Consider the following 18,254-nt stretch of genomic DNA (forward strand, 5'->3'; position numbering starts at 1 on the left):
AAATAAAATTTCTAGGTTTTTAGAACCAAAAACCTAGATTTATCCATGTAAATCCTTTTGGTAATTCTGGCGACCATGAGTATTTTAGTTCTATTGGTCCAATAACTGTTTCTAAACCATAACCAATTGCATATCCTGAATATTTGGGTGTAGAAAACCAATTTCCTGTTTTAAACAGTTTATCTTCTACATTAGCTAAATTTGCAGAAAAATTGATGTGGTTTTTTTTATAAAATTCTATATCTACTGTTGCTGTTGATTTTATATAACTATCGGCAGCAATGCTTAGAAAATCATATCCATAAAATTGTTTGAAATTATTTATTGTATTAAATCCGTAACCTCCAAGAACGAAATCTAAAAAAGATACTGATTCTTCTCCTACTGAAAATCCTGCTTCTGTTTGAAATTTTACATTAAATTTTTTATAAAAAGTTCTTGTAATTTGTGCATCTCCTTTTAATATTGTAAATCTATTAAATTGATTGGTATAATCTGAAGAGTTTAAGTAAGACTGAACATCGCCTTGAACAAACCACCCTTTTTTAGGAAAATATTTATTGTCAAACGAATCATATTTTAAGTATCCAAAAACACTTGAATAGTTGCTGTCTTCAAATGCTTGAGTTGTATTTTCTAATGTTTTTGATTTTATTGTGATGTGTTTTAGCTCTAATCCTGCACCAATTAAGAATTTTTGAGCAAATATTGTTTGAACATAGGCTTGATTTGTAAAGTCAGAAAAATCAATATTTAATGTGCTAATGCCTAGTTGTTGAAAAAGTTCTCCGTCATTAAAATCTGTTGCAACATTTCTATTAAATGTATTGTACCTTGATTTTAATCCGAAACTAAAATAAAAACCGTTATCGATATAATAATCTAAATTGTATCTAATGTTGTCGCCAAGACCAACATCTAAAGAAAAAACATCATTCTTTAATAGTGATTTCTTTTGAGTTAAATTTACTAAAACCGCGCTTTTGTATAATCCATCGTAATGCAATCCAAATTTTAAAAATGTTTTATTTAGGTTTTCGTTTACAATCAAATTCAAATCTTCGCCTTGGGAGTTTCTGTCTAGAGTATAATAAATTGAACTAAAGTTTTGAGTTGAATTTAGTTTATTAATTCCGTTTTTTAAATCTTCATAACATATTTTAGAATTTGGTTTAAATCCTAATTTACCAATTGTGTATGATCTTGTATAATCTTTGAGATTATTAATGTTAATTTTATTTATTTGAATACTGTCTGTAATGAATTTATTATGATTTAAAACAAAATTTTCATTACTAGATAATTTCTTTATTTCTTCATATACTACAAATGCAGCTTCTTCACCTTTTTTTATAATTTCTTTACCTCTATCAAATGATATAACAGAAAATGATGTAATATCTGGTTTTATATAAATATCTGTATTTGCAATTTTACCTTTCATGCTTTCTAGCATTTGAAAATTTGAAATTTGAACCAAAATTCTGGTAGCTTCTTTGAGCGAGTTTCTGTCTTTTAAATCGTCTTGTACGTCTACACCAATTATAATGTCTGCACCCATTTTTCTTACTTCTTCTATTGGATAATTATTGGTAACTCCGCCATCAATTAGTAATTTTCCATCGATTTCTACTGGCGAAAAAAGTGTTGGAAACGCAGAACTTGCCAACATTGCTTGAGGTAAAAATCCATTTTTTAAGATTACTTCATTTCCTTTTTCGATGTCTGTGGCAATGCATACAAATGGAATTGGAAGTTTGCTAAAGTCGTTTATGTTTCTAACATTGTGAGTCAATCTTGTAAGTAAATTATAATTATACAATCCTTTAGATAATGCTATAGGAACTCCAACACTAAATTTATAAAAAGGCAATGAAATAGCATATAATTCGTCGTTTCGTTTTTCGAAAAAACTTTTAGATGTTCTAGGAATATAATCGTTTAGTAATTCGTCAAAATTTGTGGCTGTAAAAATTGAATCTATTTGAGTTGCATTGTAACCCGAAGCATATAAACCGCCAACAACTGCACCCATACTTGTTCCGCCAATGTAATCAACTTTTACACCAGCTTGTTCAAGAACTTTAAGAACTCCAATGTGTGCAAATCCTTTGGCTCCACCACCAGAAAGTACTAATCCTATTTTTTTTCTTGGAATTGTGTCTTGAGAGAAAGAGGCAATAGGCAATAGGCAATAGGCAATAAGTAATGTTTTGAAAACAAAACTTTTAATTTCTATTGGCTTTTGGCTAATTACTTTTGCCTTACACTGCATAACTATTCTTTTTTGTAAAAGTCGTAAATTTTTTTGGCTTTTGATACACCAACAACGTCAGAAATTTCTTTTTCAGCAGCTAATTTTAATCTTTTAACACTTTTAAAGTGTTTTATTAGTGTTAGCATTGTTTTTTCGCCAATTCCTGGTATGGTTTCTATAGTTGAATTTAGTGCTGCTTTGCTTCTTTTATCTCGATGAAAAGTGATTCCGAATCGGTGTGCTTCGTTTCGCAATTGTTGAATTATTCTTAAAGTTTCTGATTTTTTATCGAGATAAAGTGGCGCCGAATCACCTGGATAAAATAACTCTTCGAGGCGTTTTGCAATTCCTACTATGGCAATTTTTCCTCGTAATCCTAAATCATCAATACTTTTTAATGCAGATGATAGTTGTCCTTTTCCACCATCGATAATGATTAAATTGGGAAGCGATAGGTTTTCGTCTAACATTCTTTTGTATCTTCTATAAACAACTTCTTCCATAGAGGCAAAATCGTCTGGACCAACTACTGTTTTTATATTGAAATGTCTATAGTCTTTTTTAGATGGTTTTCCGTCTTTAAAAACTACACAAGCTGCAACAGGATTGGTTCCTTGAATATTAGAATTATCAAAACATTCAATATGTCTTGGTTCAACCTGAAGTCGTAAATCCTTTTGCATTTGAGCCATAATTCGGTTAGTATGTCGTTCTGGATCAACGATTTGAATTTGTTTTAATTGGTCTATTCGATAATATCTAGCATTGCGTTCTGAGAGTTCTAGAATTTGTTTTTTATCGCCAAGTTGAGGAACAGTAACTTTTATTTTATCACCAAAATCTAATTTAAAAGGTAAAATTATTTCGCGTGAAAGTAATTGAAATCGTTCTCTAAGTTCAACAACGGCAAGTTCTAGAAGTTCTTCATCGGTTTCGTCGAGTTTCTTTTTTAATTCTAAAGTGTAGGAACGAATTATTGCTCCGTGTGCTATTTGAAGAAAATTAACATACGCCACAGCTTCGTCTGAAATGATAGAAAACACATCAATATTGGATATTTTAGGATTTAAAATTGTTGAACGTGATTGATAATTTTCTAGAACTTCGATTTTTTCTTTGATTTTTTGTGCTTCTTCAAATTGCATTGTTGTTGCAAATTCTTGCATTTTTATTTTGAAGTTTTTCAAGCTTTCTTTGAAATTTCCTTTTAGAATTTCGCGAATGGCATCTACTTGTTTTTGATAGTTTTCTAGCAATTCATATCCTTCACAACCACCTTTGCAATTGCCAATGTGAAACTCTAAACAAACTTTATATTTGTGTGAATCAATATTAGCTTGTGTCAAATCATAGTTGCAAGTTCTAAGCGGATACAATTCTTTTATTAAATCTAAAATAGTATTTACGGTTTTGAAACTGGTGTAAGGTCCAAAATATTCTGAACCATCTTTTACCATTCTACGAGTTGGAAATATTCTGGAAAACGGTTCTTTTTTTATGCAAATCCAAGGATAGGTTTTGTCATCACGAAGTAAAACATTGTAGCGTGGTTGAAGTTTTTTTATTAAATTGTTTTCTAATAAAAGTGCGTCTTGCTCACTAGTAACAACAATGTGTTTTATGGCAACAATTTTCTTAACTAGCACATTTGTTTTGGCTGTGTCGTGAATTTTATTGAAATAAGATGCAACTCTTTTTTTGATGCTTTTAGCTTTTCCTACATATAGAATTTTTCCTTCTTTATCATAATACTGATACACTCCGGGATTATCTGGAAGTGATTGTATTTGTAGTTCTAGAGAAGGAAGTAGCATTTATGATTGCAGATTAACGATTGTTCATTTTTGAAGTCTTGCAATTGATTTTTGCAATTGATATTGACATTAGGTAATATTCTAACAAATTTAACTTTAAATTCTTCACAAAACAAATTGAAATTTTTCTACATTTACTTTATGTTTAAAAAAGAATTGAGAAAGAAATATAAAGAATTGAGAAATCAACTTTCTGAAAAAGAAATTGAAGAAAAAAGTATAACAATTGCTAATAATTTACTTCTATTAGATGTTTGGAATAAAACATATTATCATTTATTCTTAACCATTGAAGATCAAAAAGAAATTGATACCGAGTTTATACTTCAAATATTGTCAGGAAAAGATAAAGAAATTGTTGTTTCTAAAAGTGATTTTTCTACTTTACAAATGAAACATTATTTATTAACTGACAACACCAGATTCAAGAAAAATGAATATAATATATCAGAACCTGTTGATGGTTTAGAAGTTCCTGTGTCAAAAATAGAGGTTGTTTTTGTTCCGCTTTTAGCTTTTGATGACAAAGGAAATCGTGTTGGATATGGTAAAGGTTTTTATGATAAATTCTTGTCTGAATGTTTGCCAAAAACTATAAAAATAGGGCTTTCATTCTTTGAAGCAGAAGAAATTATAAATGATGTTTTTGAAAACGATGTTCAATTAGATTTTTGTGTAACACCAATAAAAACCTATAAGTTTTAATCTAAAGTCTTGTAAAAACGAACTCTAGAAATACTTTTTTGAGGTAATGTAAATGCTCTTTTATTAAAGAAAATTAAGATTCCAACGCCACATGATATTGAAAAATCGGCTACATTGAAAATTGCATTAAAAAATGTAACTTCTTTTCCACCCCAAATTGGAACCCAATTTGGCAATAAATAATCTTCAATTATAGGAAAATAAAACATATCTACAACTTTGCCATGAAACAATGTTCCATAATGATCTTCTGGAAAAAAAGTAGCTAATTTATTATGACTATCGTTAAACATTACTCCATACAAAACCGAATCTATAATGTTTCCTAAAGCACCAGCAAATATTAAAGCAATTGCTGCAATTAAATAATTAGATTTTTCTCTTTCGATTGTATCATATAACCAATACCCAATAAATGGAACAACTAAAATTCTAAAAATTGTTAATATCAATTTTCCATAAGCGCCAGGAATAATTGTACCCCAAGCCATTCCTGGGTTTTCAATAAAGTGAATTCTAAACCAATCTAAACCCATAACTTTTAGTTCATCACCGTAATAAAAATTAGTTTTTACGAAAACTTTAGACGCTTGGTCAATTAGTAAAATTATAAATATTAATAATATAGAATTTGTGAGTTTCATTTTTTAAGATTTGAGAGCAAAAATAACAATTTTATCATATAAAAAAAGCTAAATTTATTATAATAAACTAGTTATTTTTCTATAATATTATCAACATTATGACAGATTATAAAAGTTTAATCAACTATAACAATATTTTTCAAGCGCTCAATGTTAACAAATTAAGATATTTTTATTATATTTGAACTATTAAAAAAATCATAAAATGAAACTATTAAAAATAATATTATCGTGCTTTTCAATACTATTTTTCACCTCATGTGTAAAAGATGACGCTACTACTGAAAAAGCTAAATTTGCTGTTCCTTCAATAAAAACATTAACAGAAATTAGAAATAATATAACTGTTTCTGGAGCAAAACAAACAAATTCTGATGGTAAAATCTATGTTTCTGAAAACTATCTTTTTTATATCTCTAAAGAAGTTGGAATTCATGTTTTCAACAACCAAAACCCATCATTACCTGTAAACACTGCTTTTATTAATTTAGAAGGTGTTCATGATATTTCTGTAAAAGGAAATTATTTATATGCTGATAATTTTGTTGATTTATTGGTGTTTGACATTTCAAATATTTCAAATATCACTTTGGTAAAAACGGTTGAAAATTCATTGTTGTTTTATCCAACTTATCCAGTAGATGCCGAATTTTATGATTATTCTGTAAATGCTGGTGAAGGAGAAATAATTACTGGGTTTACTGTACAATTAAAAAATCGTCCTCTTGGACAGGAATTAATATTAGCAAATGATGCATTATCTGGTTTTGAAAGTGCCGCTCCAAATTCAGTTGGAACTGGAGGTTCGTATGCTCGTTTTCAAATAAATAATAATGCACTTTATACTTTAGATTCTTATCAATTAAATGTTTTTAATATTACAAACCCAATTGAAACTTTTTTTGACAAAGTAGTTTATATGAATGGTTGGTTTGGTGGTGGTGCATTTGAAACACTTTTTATTCAAAAGGAAATTTTATTTGTGGGTTCAACTACAGGAATGTTTACAGTTGATGCAAATGATGAATTTAATCCTTATTTTGTTTCTGGATTTTCTCATGCAACAGCTTGTGATCCTGTTGTTGTTTTTGGAAACACAGCTTACATAACCGTTAGAGGTGGAAGTTCTTGTGGCGCAATTGAAGATCAAGTTAATGTTATTGATGTAACAGATATTTCGAATCCTACATTAATTTCAACTTCTTTAGTAAATCAACCTTATGGTTTGGGAATTAAAAATGGTGTTTTATATGTTTGTTGTGGAAGCAATGGATTGAAAATTTTTGACGCTTCAAACTCATCTAATTTAACACTAGAAAACACCTATTCTGAAGATGTAAAAGATGTAATTCCATTAGATAATCATTTAATTGTTTTAGGTACAAATAAGATTATTCAGTATGAATATGGCACAAATTTTTCGTTAATCCAACTTAGTGAAATTAATTTTTAAACATAAAAAAACTCGCGATTTGCGAGTTTTTTTATGTTTAAAATATTTTATACTAAAAATTATCGTTGCATATTTTTAGCTTCGATACTCATAGTTGCATGAGGAACAATTTTTAATCTTTCTTTACCTATAAGTTTTCCGGTTACTTTACATACACCGTAGGTTTTATTTTCTACACGGAAAAGTGCATTTTTTAAATCACGAATGAATTTCTCTTGACGTATTGCCAATTGCGAATTAGCTTCTTTGCTCATTGTTTCGCTTCCTTCTTCAAACGCTTTAAAAGTTGGTGACGTATCGTCTGTACCGTTATTTAAGTCATTCATATAAGCACTTTTGATTAATTCTAAATCATTTTGTGCTTTTTCAATTTTATTTAAGATAATTTCTTTGAACTCTGCTAAATCAGCTTCCGAGTATCTCATTTTTTCATCTACCATCTTTTTTCTATTTTGAGATTAATATTATTGTTTTTATTTCATCAAATTCAATTTCTATACCATTTTCTAAAGTATCAACAAAAATTAATTCTTCTGTTAAAGTTTCAGACATAATATATGCTTTATTATTTTGTATTGCTAGTTCTAATTCGCCACTGCGTTGCAATTGAACTTTTATTTTATCGGTAACTTCAAATCCAGAATCTTTTCTAATATTTTGAATTCGGTTTACCAATTCTCTTGCAATTCCCTCTTGTTTTAATTCTGTAGAAATTTTAATGTCTAATGCAACAGTAATTCCGTTAGCATTTGCAACCAACCAACCCGGAATATCTTGAGTTGCTATTTCTACATCTTCAGAAGTTAAAATTATACTATTTCCTGAAATAACAAGCGATAACTCACCTTTAACATCTAATTCATTTATTTGATTTGCCGATAATGATTGTATCTCTTTGGAAATCAATCCCATATCTTTTCCAAAACGTGGTCCAAGTGCTTTAAAATTGGGCTTAATTTGCTTCACTAAAACACCTGATGCATCGCTTAAAAGTTCGATTTCTTTAACGTTAACTTCGGCTTTTATGAGGTCAGAAACTGCTTCAATTTCAGCACGTTGATTCTCGTCAAGTATAGGAATCATTACCTTTTGCAACGGTTGACGCACTTTTATCATTTCCTTTTTTCGAAGTGATAATACTAGTGATGAAACGGTTTGTGCTTTCATCATTCTGCTTTCCAACGATTTATCAACAAAGTTTTCAACCGAAACTGGAAACAAAGCCAAGTGAACACTGGCAAAATCTTCAGTTTTAGTTGTTCTAACTAAATCGCGGTACAATTGATCCATAAAAAACGGAGCGATTGGAGAAGAAAGTTTGGCAACATTTATTAAACAAGTATAAAGCGTTTGATAGGCAGCAATTTTATCTGTTCCGTATTCGCCTTTCCAAAATCTTCTTCTGCACAAACGAACATACCAATTGCTCAAATTTTCTTGAACAAAATCAGATATTGCTCTTGCTGCTTTTGTTGGTTCGTAATCGGCATAATATTCGTCAACATTTTTTATCAAAGTATTTAATTCTGATAAAATCCATCGGTCAATTTCTGGTCGTTCTTTCAACGGAATTTCTGCTTCTGAATAGGTGAAATTGTCAATATTTGCATATAATGTAAAGAACGAATAGGTGTTGTAAAGTGTTCCAAAAAACTTTCTTCGAACCTCAGCTATTCCTTCTAAATCAAATTTTAAATTGTCCCACGGATTGGCATTTGAAATCATATACCAACGCGTTGCATCTGCACCATATTCTGATAAAGTTGTAAATGGATCAGCAGCATTTCCTAGACGTTTGGACATTTTTTGTCCGTTTTTGTCTAATACTAAACCGTTAGAAACTACATTTTTATAGGCAATTTTATTAAAAACTAACGTTCCAATTGCGTGTAAAGTATAAAACCAACCACGAGTTTGATCTACACCTTCGGCAATAAAATCGGCAGGAAAATCTTTATTCTCGTCAATTTTATCTTTATTTTCAAATGGATAATGCCATTGTGCATAAGGCATTGCGCCAGAATCGAACCAAACGTCAATTAAATCACTTTCGCGTTTCATTGGTTTTCCTGATGGTGAAACTAAGGTAATTTTATCGACAACATTTTTATGCAAATCGACTAAATCGTAGTTTTCTTCACTCATGTTTCCAACTTCAAAACCTTGAAATGGATTTACAGTTTCTAAACCAGCAGCGATTGATTTTTCTATTTCAGAATATAATTCTGCTACTGAACCAACTAATACTTCTTCGGTTCCATCTTCGGTTCTCCATATTGGCAATGGAATTCCCCAATATCTTGAACGTGATAAATTCCAATCGTTGGCATTTTTTAACCAATTTCCGAATCGTCCTTCGCCAGTTGCTTTTGGTTTCCAGTTGATGGTTTCGTTAAGGTCGAACATTCTGTCCTTGATTTCGGTTACTTTAATGAACCAAGAATCTAACGGATAATATAAAATTGGTTTGTCCGTTCGCCAACAATGTGGATAACTGTGAATGTATTTTTCTACTTTAAAAGCTTTATTTTCTTCTTTTAATTGGATGGCAATTTCAACATCGGCAGAACGTTCTGGAGCTTCGCCATCATTATAGTATTCGTTTTTAACATATTTTCCAGAATAATTTCCTAAACCTTGAATAAATTTACCTTGTAAATCTACTAATGGAACAGGATTTCCCTGCCTGCCGTCAGGCATGGCGTTTTCATCTAGAACTAACATTGGCGGAACTTCTGGCGTTGCTTCTTTGGCGACTTTGGCATCATCAGCACCAAAAGTTGGTGCTGTGTGTACAATTCCAGTTCCATCATCTGTTGTTACGAAATCTCCTGAAATTACTCTAAAAGCATTTTCAGGATTTTGATAAGGTAAAGCCAATTTCATTAATTGTTCGTAACGAATTCCAACTAAATCTGAACCTTTACATTCGGCTAGTATTTGGTATGGAATTAGTTTGTCACCTTCTTTAAAATTTTCAAAATCGGAAGGTTCTGTTGAAGCAAAAAATCCTTTTCCGAATTGTTTTCCGACAAGGTTTTTAGCTAAAATTACTTTCGTTGAACGAAAGGTGTATTGATTAAACGTATCAACTAAAACATAATCTATTTTTGGTCCAACTGTTAAAGCTGTGTTTGAAGGCAAAGTCCAAGGAGTTGTAGTCCAAGCCAAAATGTGAACATCGCCAAAACCTTGTAAAAAGCTTGGTAACGTTTCTGTTTTTGCAAGAAATTGCGCAACAACTGTTGTATCGGTTACATCTCTATAACTTCCGGGTTGGTTTACTTCGTGCGAAGATAATCCTGTTCCAGCTTTAGGTGAATACGGTTGAATTGTGTATCCTTTATATAGTAAATTTTTATTGTAAATTTGTTTCAACAACCACCAAACGGTTTCCATATATTTGGATTTGTAAGTCACATATGGATCTTCCATATCAACCCAATAACCCATTTTTTCAGTCAAATCGTTCCACACGTCTGTATAACGCATTACGGTTTTTTTACACGCTTCGTTATATTCTTCTATCGAAATGGTTTTGCCAATGTCTTCTTTGGTAATTCCTAATTCTTTTTCGGTTCCTAATTCTACAGGCAAACCGTGAGTATCCCAACCAGCTTTTCGTTTTACTTGAAAACCTTTTTGAGTTTTATAGCGACAAAAAATATCTTTAATGGCACGAGACATTACGTGATGAATTCCTGGCAAACCATTGGCTGATGGTGGACCTTCAAAAAACACAAATGGTGTATTTCCTTCACGCGAAGTTACAGATTGTTCAAAGATGTGGTTTTCTTTCCAAAATTCTAAGGTTTCTGATGCTACTTTTGGTAAGTCAAGTCCTTTATATTCAGTAAATTTTGTGCTCATTTAGTTGTATTCTAATTTCAGTTTGCGAAAGTAATAAATAGTTGTGAGTTATGTGTTATGTGATGTTAGTTTTTGTTGGCCACAAAGTAATAAATTGTTGTGAGTTATGTGTTATGAGTTGTGAGTTTTTGTTAGCCACAAAGTCGCAAAGGCACAAAGTTTTTTACTAGTTTTGTGTTTTAAGTGTTTATGTTGAATAAATTCTTTGAAATTATATTGGTTTATGTTGAATTCTGGGTTTTGCGTTAGTGATAGTAGTGAAAATCCTTTTTCAATTGCAATGGGTTTAAACCCATTGCAATTGAAAAAGATTGAAACGGATAGCACGACCTGAAAGGTAACGCCCAAGAAATTTATGAAAAAACCTCTTTTAACACATCGAGCGATTTTGGTTTTTTAAATCCGTCGAGATGAATGGTGTAAAAATCTAGTAGGATTTTTAAAAGTATTTGGCGTTCTATTGCTGCAAAAACTTTTTGATTGCTATCAAATTTTAAATTGATGAGTTTCTTGAATAAATGTGTTTCATGTTCTGATAAAGAATTTATTCCGTGAAATGGTGTAAAAATTCCTTCATTTATATCGAAAAAGTTTAGTTCTATATCGGAATCATCTGGATAAAACCCAAGAAATTTTGTCATTTCGAGCATTAATATTAGATGGAAATTGGCGATTTCTTCGTGATTGTCTAGCCAAAGCAAAGCAGTTTCTAGAAAGGTAAATAAATCTTGGTTTTTTTCTTCTTCGTGAATGGAATGATGAATGATTTCTGACAAAAAAATGACAATGGTGCTTTTGTAAATATTGGTGTTTATAGACTGGAAAGCGGTTGCTAATTTTATTTCTTTAAAATGTTCTAATGTACCTTTATTCTTGTGATTGGCTTCAATTTCAAGAATCGTTAATGGTTGAAAATAAGCAATTTTTTGGTTAGATTTTTTACTAGAAAAAGCACTTTGAACAAAGTATGATTTTAATCCATCAGATTCTGTGAAGCATTTTACAATCAAGCTTTTTTCTTGGTATTTTATTGTAGAAATTACTATTGCTTTGGTTTTGATTAGCATTATCTATCTGATAATCATTACTTTCTTAACCTTAGTTTCAATTCCGTCTTGTGCAGAAACAAATATCATGTAAACACCTGATGCTACTCTGTATTTTCCAAAAGCTGTTCCGTCCCATTCAATTGTTCCGCCAGACGAAGTTGTTTCGTAGACTAAATTTCCTTCGATATCTGCAATTTTTATTATAGCTTTGTCTGTCAAACCACTTATTTTTATAGTTCCTGAAAATTCTGGTCTAACTGGATTTGGGTAAACATAAACATTGTTTAAATTGTCTTCTGGTTTTGTAGCTGTTCCTTTAAAAGAAACTAAACCTTTGTCTGTTGCAAAAAAAACTTCGCCTGTAACATTATCAATTTCAATATCATTTACATTATTACTTGGCAATGGCGAATTGTCAATGGTGAATTTATATATGGTTTCTTGTCCGTTTGGCGAGACTAAGTATACTCCTGAATCGGCAAGTGAAACCCATTTTCTATTAGCGCCATCGACTGCAATATCAAGAATAAATTGTTGATAAAATAATTCTTGTGCCAAACCATCTTCTTCTATTATTATATCTTTGGTAGTTATCATCTCTTCAGATAAAAATTGATCTACACTTGTAATAATTCTTAATCCACGAGCAGTACCAATCCATAATTGATTTCGTTTGTCTAATGCTACACATCTAACGTCAATGTCTGGCAAATTGCCTTGTGTTTCTGTTTTTATTACAATTGATTTATTACTTAGTGTTTCATTAAAAGCAATCAAACCGTTTCGTATACTTGGTAACCACTTTGTGTTATTTTTATCTACTACTGGAATTGCGTAACTTTCATTAAATGTTTCTGTAATAACTTCTGATAAATCATAGGATTCCCAATTTCCGTTTGCTCTTAGCACTTTTAATGCTTTGTCAACATAATTATTTGTCATCCAAAGATTTCCGTTTTTGTCATAAACTGGTCCGTTTATTCTCAAACCGGCAGCTGCAAATGGAGATTCTAATCCATTTGAACCAGTATTTGTATTATCATATAAAACTGTTGGAACTTCATCAACAACTTTTAAAAGTCCAGAAAAATAAGAACTTACATAAAATTCATTTTCATTTGTTGGATTAAATGTAATGTTTGATAATGATTTTGCCCCAAATAAATCTGAATAAGGTATCATATCCCAACCTTCTTCTGTGGTAAATTTACTAATTGGGTATTGAAAAAGTCCGTATGGAAAATTTCCATTATATGGATTATAACCTCTATCATATCTTCCATATAAAGCCCAAAGTGCAGTTGTAGATTTTTTTAATCTAAAAATATTATTTAAAACTGGTCCGTCTGGCATAATAAATTCAAACGATGTTGGGCTTGAAATAGTTGTAGAAACTATTCCGTTTTCATTGGTTCCAATATAAATAACGTCGTTAATAACTGTTGCACAAACAAATGTTACAGGGATTTCGGTTATTTGAGTAGTTTGAATTTGAGCTACTTGTAAAAATGCTTCATTATAAACATGAACACTATTTAATGTTGTAATTATTACATACCCATCATTTTCTCTAATATCTAATGCAAGAAAATTAAAGTTAGAAAATTCTGTTGGTACATTTCCAACAAACTTATATGCTTTACCATTTGTATGTGCACCAACAAGCTGATTATTATAATTTACAACTCCTGACCAATAATCTCCATAAAACTGTAACCATTGGTTAAAATCGATTAAATTTGGATTAGAAACTGCTGCTTTTTTTATTCCATAATATTGTGTTGTTGCATAAATTTCGTCATTGAAAACTGTTGTTTGAAAAACCTTAATATTTTCGCCACTATTTCCAATATAATAGGTGTCACCAAATTCTTGAGTTGTTAAATCAAAAACTGATATTCCGTAATCTGTTGAAATATATACCTTTGATTCATGTTCATAAAAATGATTTATTCTTTTTATTAATGGTGAAACTGGAACTTCATCAATAATTCCTCTTTTGAGAATAATCGATCCGTCTGGTTTTATAATTACTAATAATCCTTTTGTATTTCCAATTAGTGTAATATTGAAAGCATCACTTCTATAAACTGAAGTAATATCGTTTATTTTAAGGCCATCGATAGAATTAATTGTAGAAATGTCATTAGTAGAAATGTTTTTAGAAAACAAAGCGTTTTCTGAAGCTGCAGAAATTTCATTAGTTGATTCTGTTACATCATTGATTTTATTATAAGAGAAATAACCTTGCCATTGAAGGTTTTCTTGAGAGAATCCAGCAATTGAAAATAAAAAAAAGAAGAAAATTATTCTTTGCATTTTATTAAAATATAGTTTTACAAATATAGTATAAACGTAAATAATTCATGTTTAATATATTTAATAAAAAAATGCCTTCAATAATAGAAGGCATTTGAAATAAATTGATACAAATTATTTTATACAATTCCTTGAGCAAGCATTGCATCGGCTACTTTTACAAAACCAGCAATATTTGCACCTTTTACATAATCTGTATATCCATTAGAATCTGAGCCATATTTTACACAAGCTGCATGAATATCTGACATAATTCTTTTTAATCTTTCATCAACCTCTTCTGAAGTCCAACTTAAACGCAAAGAATTTTGTGACATTTCTAATCCTGAGGTTGCAACACCGCCAGCATTAGATGCTTTTCCTGGTGCAAATAATATTTTAGCTTTTTGAAAAATAGTAACAGCTTCTGGAGTTGAAGGCATGTTTGCACCTTCTGCAACACAAATGCATCCGTTGGCAACTAATGCTTTAGCTTCTTCTTCGTTTAGCTCATTTTGAGTTGCACATGGAAGAGCGATATCACATTTTACTTCCCAAGGTCTTTTATTAGCGATATATTTTGCGTTTGGATATTTTGCAACATAATCAGAAATTCTACTGTAGTTTACATTTTTGATTTCCATTACAAATGCTAATTTTTCGGCAGTAATACCATCAGCATCATAAATATAACCCGATGAATCTGACATTGTAACTACTTTACCACCAAGTTCTGTAGCTTTTTGAGCTGCATATTGAGCTACGTTTCCTGAACCAGAAACAACAACAGTTTTATCAGTAAAACTATCACCTTTAGTTGCCAACATACTTTGTGCAAAATACACATCGCCATAACCTGTAGCTTCTGGACGAATTAATGAACCTCCAAATGAGATACCTTTTCCTGTTAAAACTCCTGTGAATTCATTTCTTAATCTTTTATATTGACCAAACATATAACCAACTTCTCTTCCTCCTACACCAATATCTCCTGCAGGAACATCAGTATCAGCACCAATATGTTTAGATAATTCTGTCATGAAACTTTGGCAAAATTTCATGATTTCAATATCTGATTTTCCTTTTGGATCAAAATCGGAACCTCCTTTTCCTCCACCCATTGGTAAAGTAGTAAGACTGTTTTTGAAAGTTTGTTCAAAAGCTAAAAACTTTAAAATACTTAAATTAACCGATGGATGAAAACGAATTCCTCCTTTGTATGGTCCGATTGCAGAGTTCATTTGAATTCTATAACCTCTGTTTACTTGAGTTTTTCCAGCATCGTCAATCCATGTTACACGGAACATGATGACTCTTTCTGGCTCAACCATTCTTTCTAAAAGCATTTTTGCTTCGTATTTTTTATTCTCCTCAATAAATGGAATTACTGTTTCGGCAACCTCTTTAACGGCTTGCATAAATTCTGGCTCGTTTGGATTTTTTTTAGCAACCGCTTCAATAAAATTGTTAATGTTTTGTGACATAAAATATAATATTAATGTTTAAGAAAACGTTTTCGTGAATATTCGACAAATATACATTTTATAAAAATAATGGCACAATTTTTTTGAATTTCTCATTATTTTTATTCATTTGGTAAGAAATTTTAAATTACAATGAAAATATAATTGTCTTTTAAACCATTTTACTCTTTTTTTCGTTAATATATAAGTATTTTTTTATTTTATTTTATTAGTGAATGATGTTTTTATATATTTGTCGAGAATTGAATTAATACCTATCCTTATGTCCAAGTACTTTAAAATGATTTCTTTGCTTTTTCTAGGTGTAATAACCCAAGCAAATGCACAGTTCGGTTTTTCTCATGAAATTGGTGCCATAGTTGGACCTGTAGCTTTTCAATCAGATTATGGTGAGCGACACGATATTTCTACCAATGCTGGTAATACTGGTTATGGTATTGGATTAATTCATTATTTGAATTTTTCATATAAAGCAGAATGTAATTGTTACACACCTGAAACTTATTTTAATGATCACTTCAAGCTAAGAAGTGAATTATCGTATAATAAAACTCAATTACAACACTTTGGAAAATGGGTTGATCCTAACAGAACATCATTAACTGCAGAACAATTAAGAGCTATGAGAGGTAGTACTGCTGTTACAAATGTAGGAATGCAACTAGAGTTTTTTCCTTATAGTATTAGAGATTTTACAGCTACAATTGGTTCATGGGCACCGTTTATTAGTTTAGGAGGACAATTTAGTTTTTATAAACCAACTGCTTATTCTGAACTAGGTCCAGGATTAGGTATTCTTCCAAGTGTTACACCAGAAAAATACATTGGAGCTTTTGATACTAAAGGTTCAACAACATGGTCAGTAGTTTCTAGTGTTGGAACAAGATATAAATTGACGCCACTTTCTGATTTAATGATAGATTTAAGATGGCAATATTATTTTTCTAATTGGGTTGATGGTTTAAATCCAGACCCTAAAATATATACAGAAAACAAAGCTAATGATTGGAATCTTTGGTTAAATTTTGGATATATTTATTACATTCAATAAAAGTATTTTTATCCATAAAAAAAATCCGATTCAAAAAATTTTTTGAATCGGATTTTTATTTTATAAGATTTTAGATTATTTAAAAGCTTGTTCCAAGTCGGTAAGTAAATCTTCAATATCTTCAACTCCTGTGCTTAGACGAACTAAATCATCTGTAATTCCAATTTCTTTTCTTTTATCTTCTGGAATTGATGCGTGCGTCATTAAAGCAGGATGATTTGCCAAACTTTCAACGCCACCAAGTGATTCTGCTAAAGTGAATACTTTTAAATTTTCTAAAAATTTAATTGCATCAGCTTTTAAACCAGATTTGAATGTGAAAGAAACCATTCCGCCAAAACCATTTTGCATTTGTTTTTTAGCAATTTCATGAAACGGATGATTTGGTAATCCTGGATAAAACACTTTTGCAACAACAGGATGATTGCTCAAAAATTCGGCAACTTTGGCACCGTTTTCACAATGTCTTTGTACTCTTAAATGCAAGGTTTTTATTCCTCTTAAAACTAAGAAAGAATCCATTGGTCCAAGTGTTGCGCCAGTTGCAAATTGTTGAAAATGTAGTTGGTTTCCAAGTTCTTCATCTTTTACAATTAATGCTCCAGCGATAACGTCAGAATGTCCTCCAAGATATTTTGTAGCCGAATGCATAACAACATCTGCGCCTAAATCTAAAGGTTTTTGTAAATAAGGCGTTGCAAAAGTATTATCAACTGCAAAAAGAATTTTATGTGCTTTGGTGATTTTGGCAATTTCTTGAATGTCTGCCAATTTCATTAAAGGATTGGTTGGCGTTTCTACCCAAACCAATTTTGTATTTTCGTTTATTAATGATTTGAATTTTTCAATATCATTCATATCTACAAAGTGAAATTTTATTCCGCTGTCTTTATAAATACGAGTAAACATTCTGTAAGTTCCGCCATATAAATCGTCCATTGCAATGATTTCGTCACCAGCTTTGAACGAACGAAGTAAACAATCTGTGGCTGCTAATCCTGATGAAAAAGCCAATCCGCGAGTTCCGTTTTCTATACTTGCTAAAGCATTTTCAAGCGCTGAACGTGTTGGATTTGCAGCACGAGAATATTCGTAATCGGGATTTACTGGTTGTCCTGGACTATTTTGTACAAAAGTAGAGGTTTGATAAACTGGTGGCATAACTGCTCCTGTACTTGGATCGTGATGTTGTCCGCCGTGTATGACTTTGGTATTGAATTTCATTTTATTTAATTTTTTACAAAGATATAAAGATTGTTTTAGACAGGAAGTAAATATTTAAGATTGATGTAAAAGTTTAAGACAGAATTTGTAGCCAAGATAGTAATGAAAAGCTTTGTGAAGGAAAATTACAATTTTTCTTGACCAAAAATTGCGACCAAAGGAAGCGCATTTTTGGTTATAGAAAAATGTGATTTTACAAGTAAACTTGTAATGTATAGCTGGAAGTTGCTTCTAGAAAAAAAGTAGAAAAAAGTATTTTATACAATTTAAATGAATTTCCTTTGCAAGAAATTAATTCTAATGAAGGATACAATATATTACTTGGCAAGTTGCGATACGTGCAGAAAAATTATAAAATCATTACCAAAAAGTGCTAATTTGGTTTACAGAGATATAAAACAAGAT

Annotated in this window: 12 protein-coding genes and 1 pseudogene; 4 read left to right on the top strand and 9 right to left on the bottom strand. The window is 30.7% G+C overall.

The window, feature by feature from the left end; genetic code table 11:
- Positions 1–19 precede the first annotated feature (19 nt).
- On the bottom strand, positions 20–2,275 hold the full coding sequence (locus ACH2BO_RS07110) for a patatin-like phospholipase family protein (protein WP_395044059.1): 2,256 nt from the start codon (positions 2,273–2,275) through the stop codon (positions 20–22).
- A 2-nt stretch (positions 2,276–2,277) separates the two neighbouring features.
- A complete protein-coding gene (uvrC, locus tag ACH2BO_RS07115) occupies positions 2,278–4,071 on the bottom strand; it encodes an excinuclease ABC subunit UvrC (protein WP_395044060.1) in 1,794 nt (597 codons plus the stop codon).
- A 141-nt stretch (positions 4,072–4,212) separates the two neighbouring features.
- On the opposite strand from uvrC, the gene ACH2BO_RS07120 reads away from it, so the two are divergent.
- On the top strand, positions 4,213–4,776 hold the full coding sequence (locus tag ACH2BO_RS07120; protein ID WP_395044061.1) for a 5-formyltetrahydrofolate cyclo-ligase: 564 nt from the start codon (positions 4,213–4,215) through the stop codon (positions 4,774–4,776).
- Here ACH2BO_RS07120 and ACH2BO_RS07125 read toward each other — a convergent pair.
- Positions 4,773–5,420, bottom strand: a complete 648-nt coding sequence (locus ACH2BO_RS07125) for a lipoprotein signal peptidase (protein ID WP_395044062.1) — start codon at positions 5,418–5,420, stop codon at positions 4,773–4,775. The two genes, ACH2BO_RS07120 and ACH2BO_RS07125, sit on opposite strands and share 4 nt — an antisense overlap.
- A gap of 205 nt (positions 5,421–5,625) precedes the next feature.
- On the opposite strand from ACH2BO_RS07125, the gene ACH2BO_RS07130 reads away from it, so the two are divergent.
- A complete protein-coding gene (locus ACH2BO_RS07130; RefSeq protein WP_395044063.1) occupies positions 5,626–6,873 on the top strand; it encodes an LVIVD repeat-containing protein in 1,248 nt (415 codons plus the stop codon).
- 59 nt (positions 6,874–6,932) lie between these two features.
- Here the strand turns inward: ACH2BO_RS07130 and ACH2BO_RS07135 are convergent, their stop codons facing one another.
- The 5 genes from ACH2BO_RS07135 to gdhA all read right to left on the bottom strand — a co-directional run bounded on the left by ACH2BO_RS07135 (position 6,933) and on the right by gdhA (position 15,574).
- Entirely contained in the window at positions 6,933–7,313 is a 381-nt protein-coding gene (locus ACH2BO_RS07135) for a TraR/DksA family transcriptional regulator (protein WP_395044064.1), read from the bottom strand.
- Between the two features lie 7 nt (positions 7,314–7,320).
- Complete coding sequence (gene ileS / locus ACH2BO_RS07140; RefSeq protein WP_395044065.1) at positions 7,321–10,743, bottom strand: isoleucine--tRNA ligase; 3,423 nt, start codon at positions 10,741–10,743, stop codon at positions 7,321–7,323.
- A gap of 353 nt (positions 10,744–11,096) precedes the next feature.
- Positions 11,097–11,810, bottom strand: coding sequence for a DNA repair protein RecO (gene recO, locus ACH2BO_RS07145; RefSeq protein ID WP_395044066.1), 714 nt, complete (start codon positions 11,808–11,810; stop codon positions 11,097–11,099).
- A gap of 3 nt (positions 11,811–11,813) precedes the next feature.
- Entirely contained in the window at positions 11,814–14,111 is a 2,298-nt protein-coding gene (locus ACH2BO_RS07150) for a two-component regulator propeller domain-containing protein (protein WP_395044067.1), read from the bottom strand.
- A 119-nt stretch (positions 14,112–14,230) separates the two neighbouring features.
- Positions 14,231–15,574 (bottom strand): NADP-specific glutamate dehydrogenase, encoded by a 1,344-nt coding sequence (gdhA, locus tag ACH2BO_RS07155; RefSeq protein WP_395044068.1) that lies wholly within the window; start codon positions 15,572–15,574, stop codon positions 14,231–14,233.
- A 280-nt stretch (positions 15,575–15,854) separates the two neighbouring features.
- On the opposite strand from gdhA, the gene ACH2BO_RS07160 reads away from it, so the two are divergent.
- On the top strand, positions 15,855–16,625 hold the full coding sequence (locus tag ACH2BO_RS07160) for a glutamate dehydrogenase (RefSeq protein WP_395044069.1): 771 nt from the start codon (positions 15,855–15,857) through the stop codon (positions 16,623–16,625).
- A gap of 75 nt (positions 16,626–16,700) precedes the next feature.
- On the opposite strand, the gene ACH2BO_RS07165 is transcribed toward ACH2BO_RS07160, so the two are convergent.
- On the bottom strand, positions 16,701–17,849 hold the full coding sequence (locus ACH2BO_RS07165; protein WP_395044070.1) for a cystathionine gamma-synthase: 1,149 nt from the start codon (positions 17,847–17,849) through the stop codon (positions 16,701–16,703).
- 270 nt (positions 17,850–18,119) lie between these two features.
- Between ACH2BO_RS07165 and ACH2BO_RS07170 the strand changes: the two are divergent.
- A pseudogene (locus tag ACH2BO_RS07170) lies at positions 18,120–18,254 on the top strand (arsenate reductase); the annotation flags it as partial.

The sequence above is a fragment of the Flavobacterium sp. genome (assembly GCF_043773265.1).
Lineage (GTDB): Bacteria > Bacteroidota > Bacteroidia > Flavobacteriales > Flavobacteriaceae > Flavobacterium.

What these genes read in the sequence shown, in the direction of transcription:
- ACH2BO_RS07110 (WP_395044059.1), bottom strand. Translation starts at nt 2,275, where the DNA reads ATGCAGTGTAAGGCAAAAGTAATTAGCCAAAAGCCAATAGAAATTAAA.
- uvrC (WP_395044060.1), bottom strand. Translation starts at nt 4,071, where the DNA reads ATGCTACTTCCTTCTCTAGAACTACAAATACAATCACTTCCAGATAAT.
- ACH2BO_RS07120 (WP_395044061.1), top strand. Translation starts at nt 4,213, where the DNA reads ATGTTTAAAAAAGAATTGAGAAAGAAATATAAAGAATTGAGAAATCAA.
- ACH2BO_RS07125 (WP_395044062.1), bottom strand. Translation starts at nt 5,420, where the DNA reads ATGAAACTCACAAATTCTATATTATTAATATTTATAATTTTACTAATT.
- ACH2BO_RS07130 (WP_395044063.1), top strand. Translation starts at nt 5,626, where the DNA reads ATGAAACTATTAAAAATAATATTATCGTGCTTTTCAATACTATTTTTC.
- ACH2BO_RS07135 (WP_395044064.1), bottom strand. Translation starts at nt 7,313, where the DNA reads ATGGTAGATGAAAAAATGAGATACTCGGAAGCTGATTTAGCAGAGTTC.
- ileS (WP_395044065.1), bottom strand. Translation starts at nt 10,743, where the DNA reads ATGAGCACAAAATTTACTGAATATAAAGGACTTGACTTACCAAAAGTA.
- recO (WP_395044066.1), bottom strand. Translation starts at nt 11,810, where the DNA reads ATGCTAATCAAAACCAAAGCAATAGTAATTTCTACAATAAAATACCAA.
- ACH2BO_RS07150 (WP_395044067.1), bottom strand. Translation starts at nt 14,111, where the DNA reads ATGCAAAGAATAATTTTCTTCTTTTTTTTATTTTCAATTGCTGGATTC.
- gdhA (WP_395044068.1), bottom strand. Translation starts at nt 15,574, where the DNA reads ATGTCACAAAACATTAACAATTTTATTGAAGCGGTTGCTAAAAAAAAT.
- ACH2BO_RS07160 (WP_395044069.1), top strand. Translation starts at nt 15,855, where the DNA reads ATGATTTCTTTGCTTTTTCTAGGTGTAATAACCCAAGCAAATGCACAG.
- ACH2BO_RS07165 (WP_395044070.1), bottom strand. Translation starts at nt 17,849, where the DNA reads ATGAAATTCAATACCAAAGTCATACACGGCGGACAACATCACGATCCA.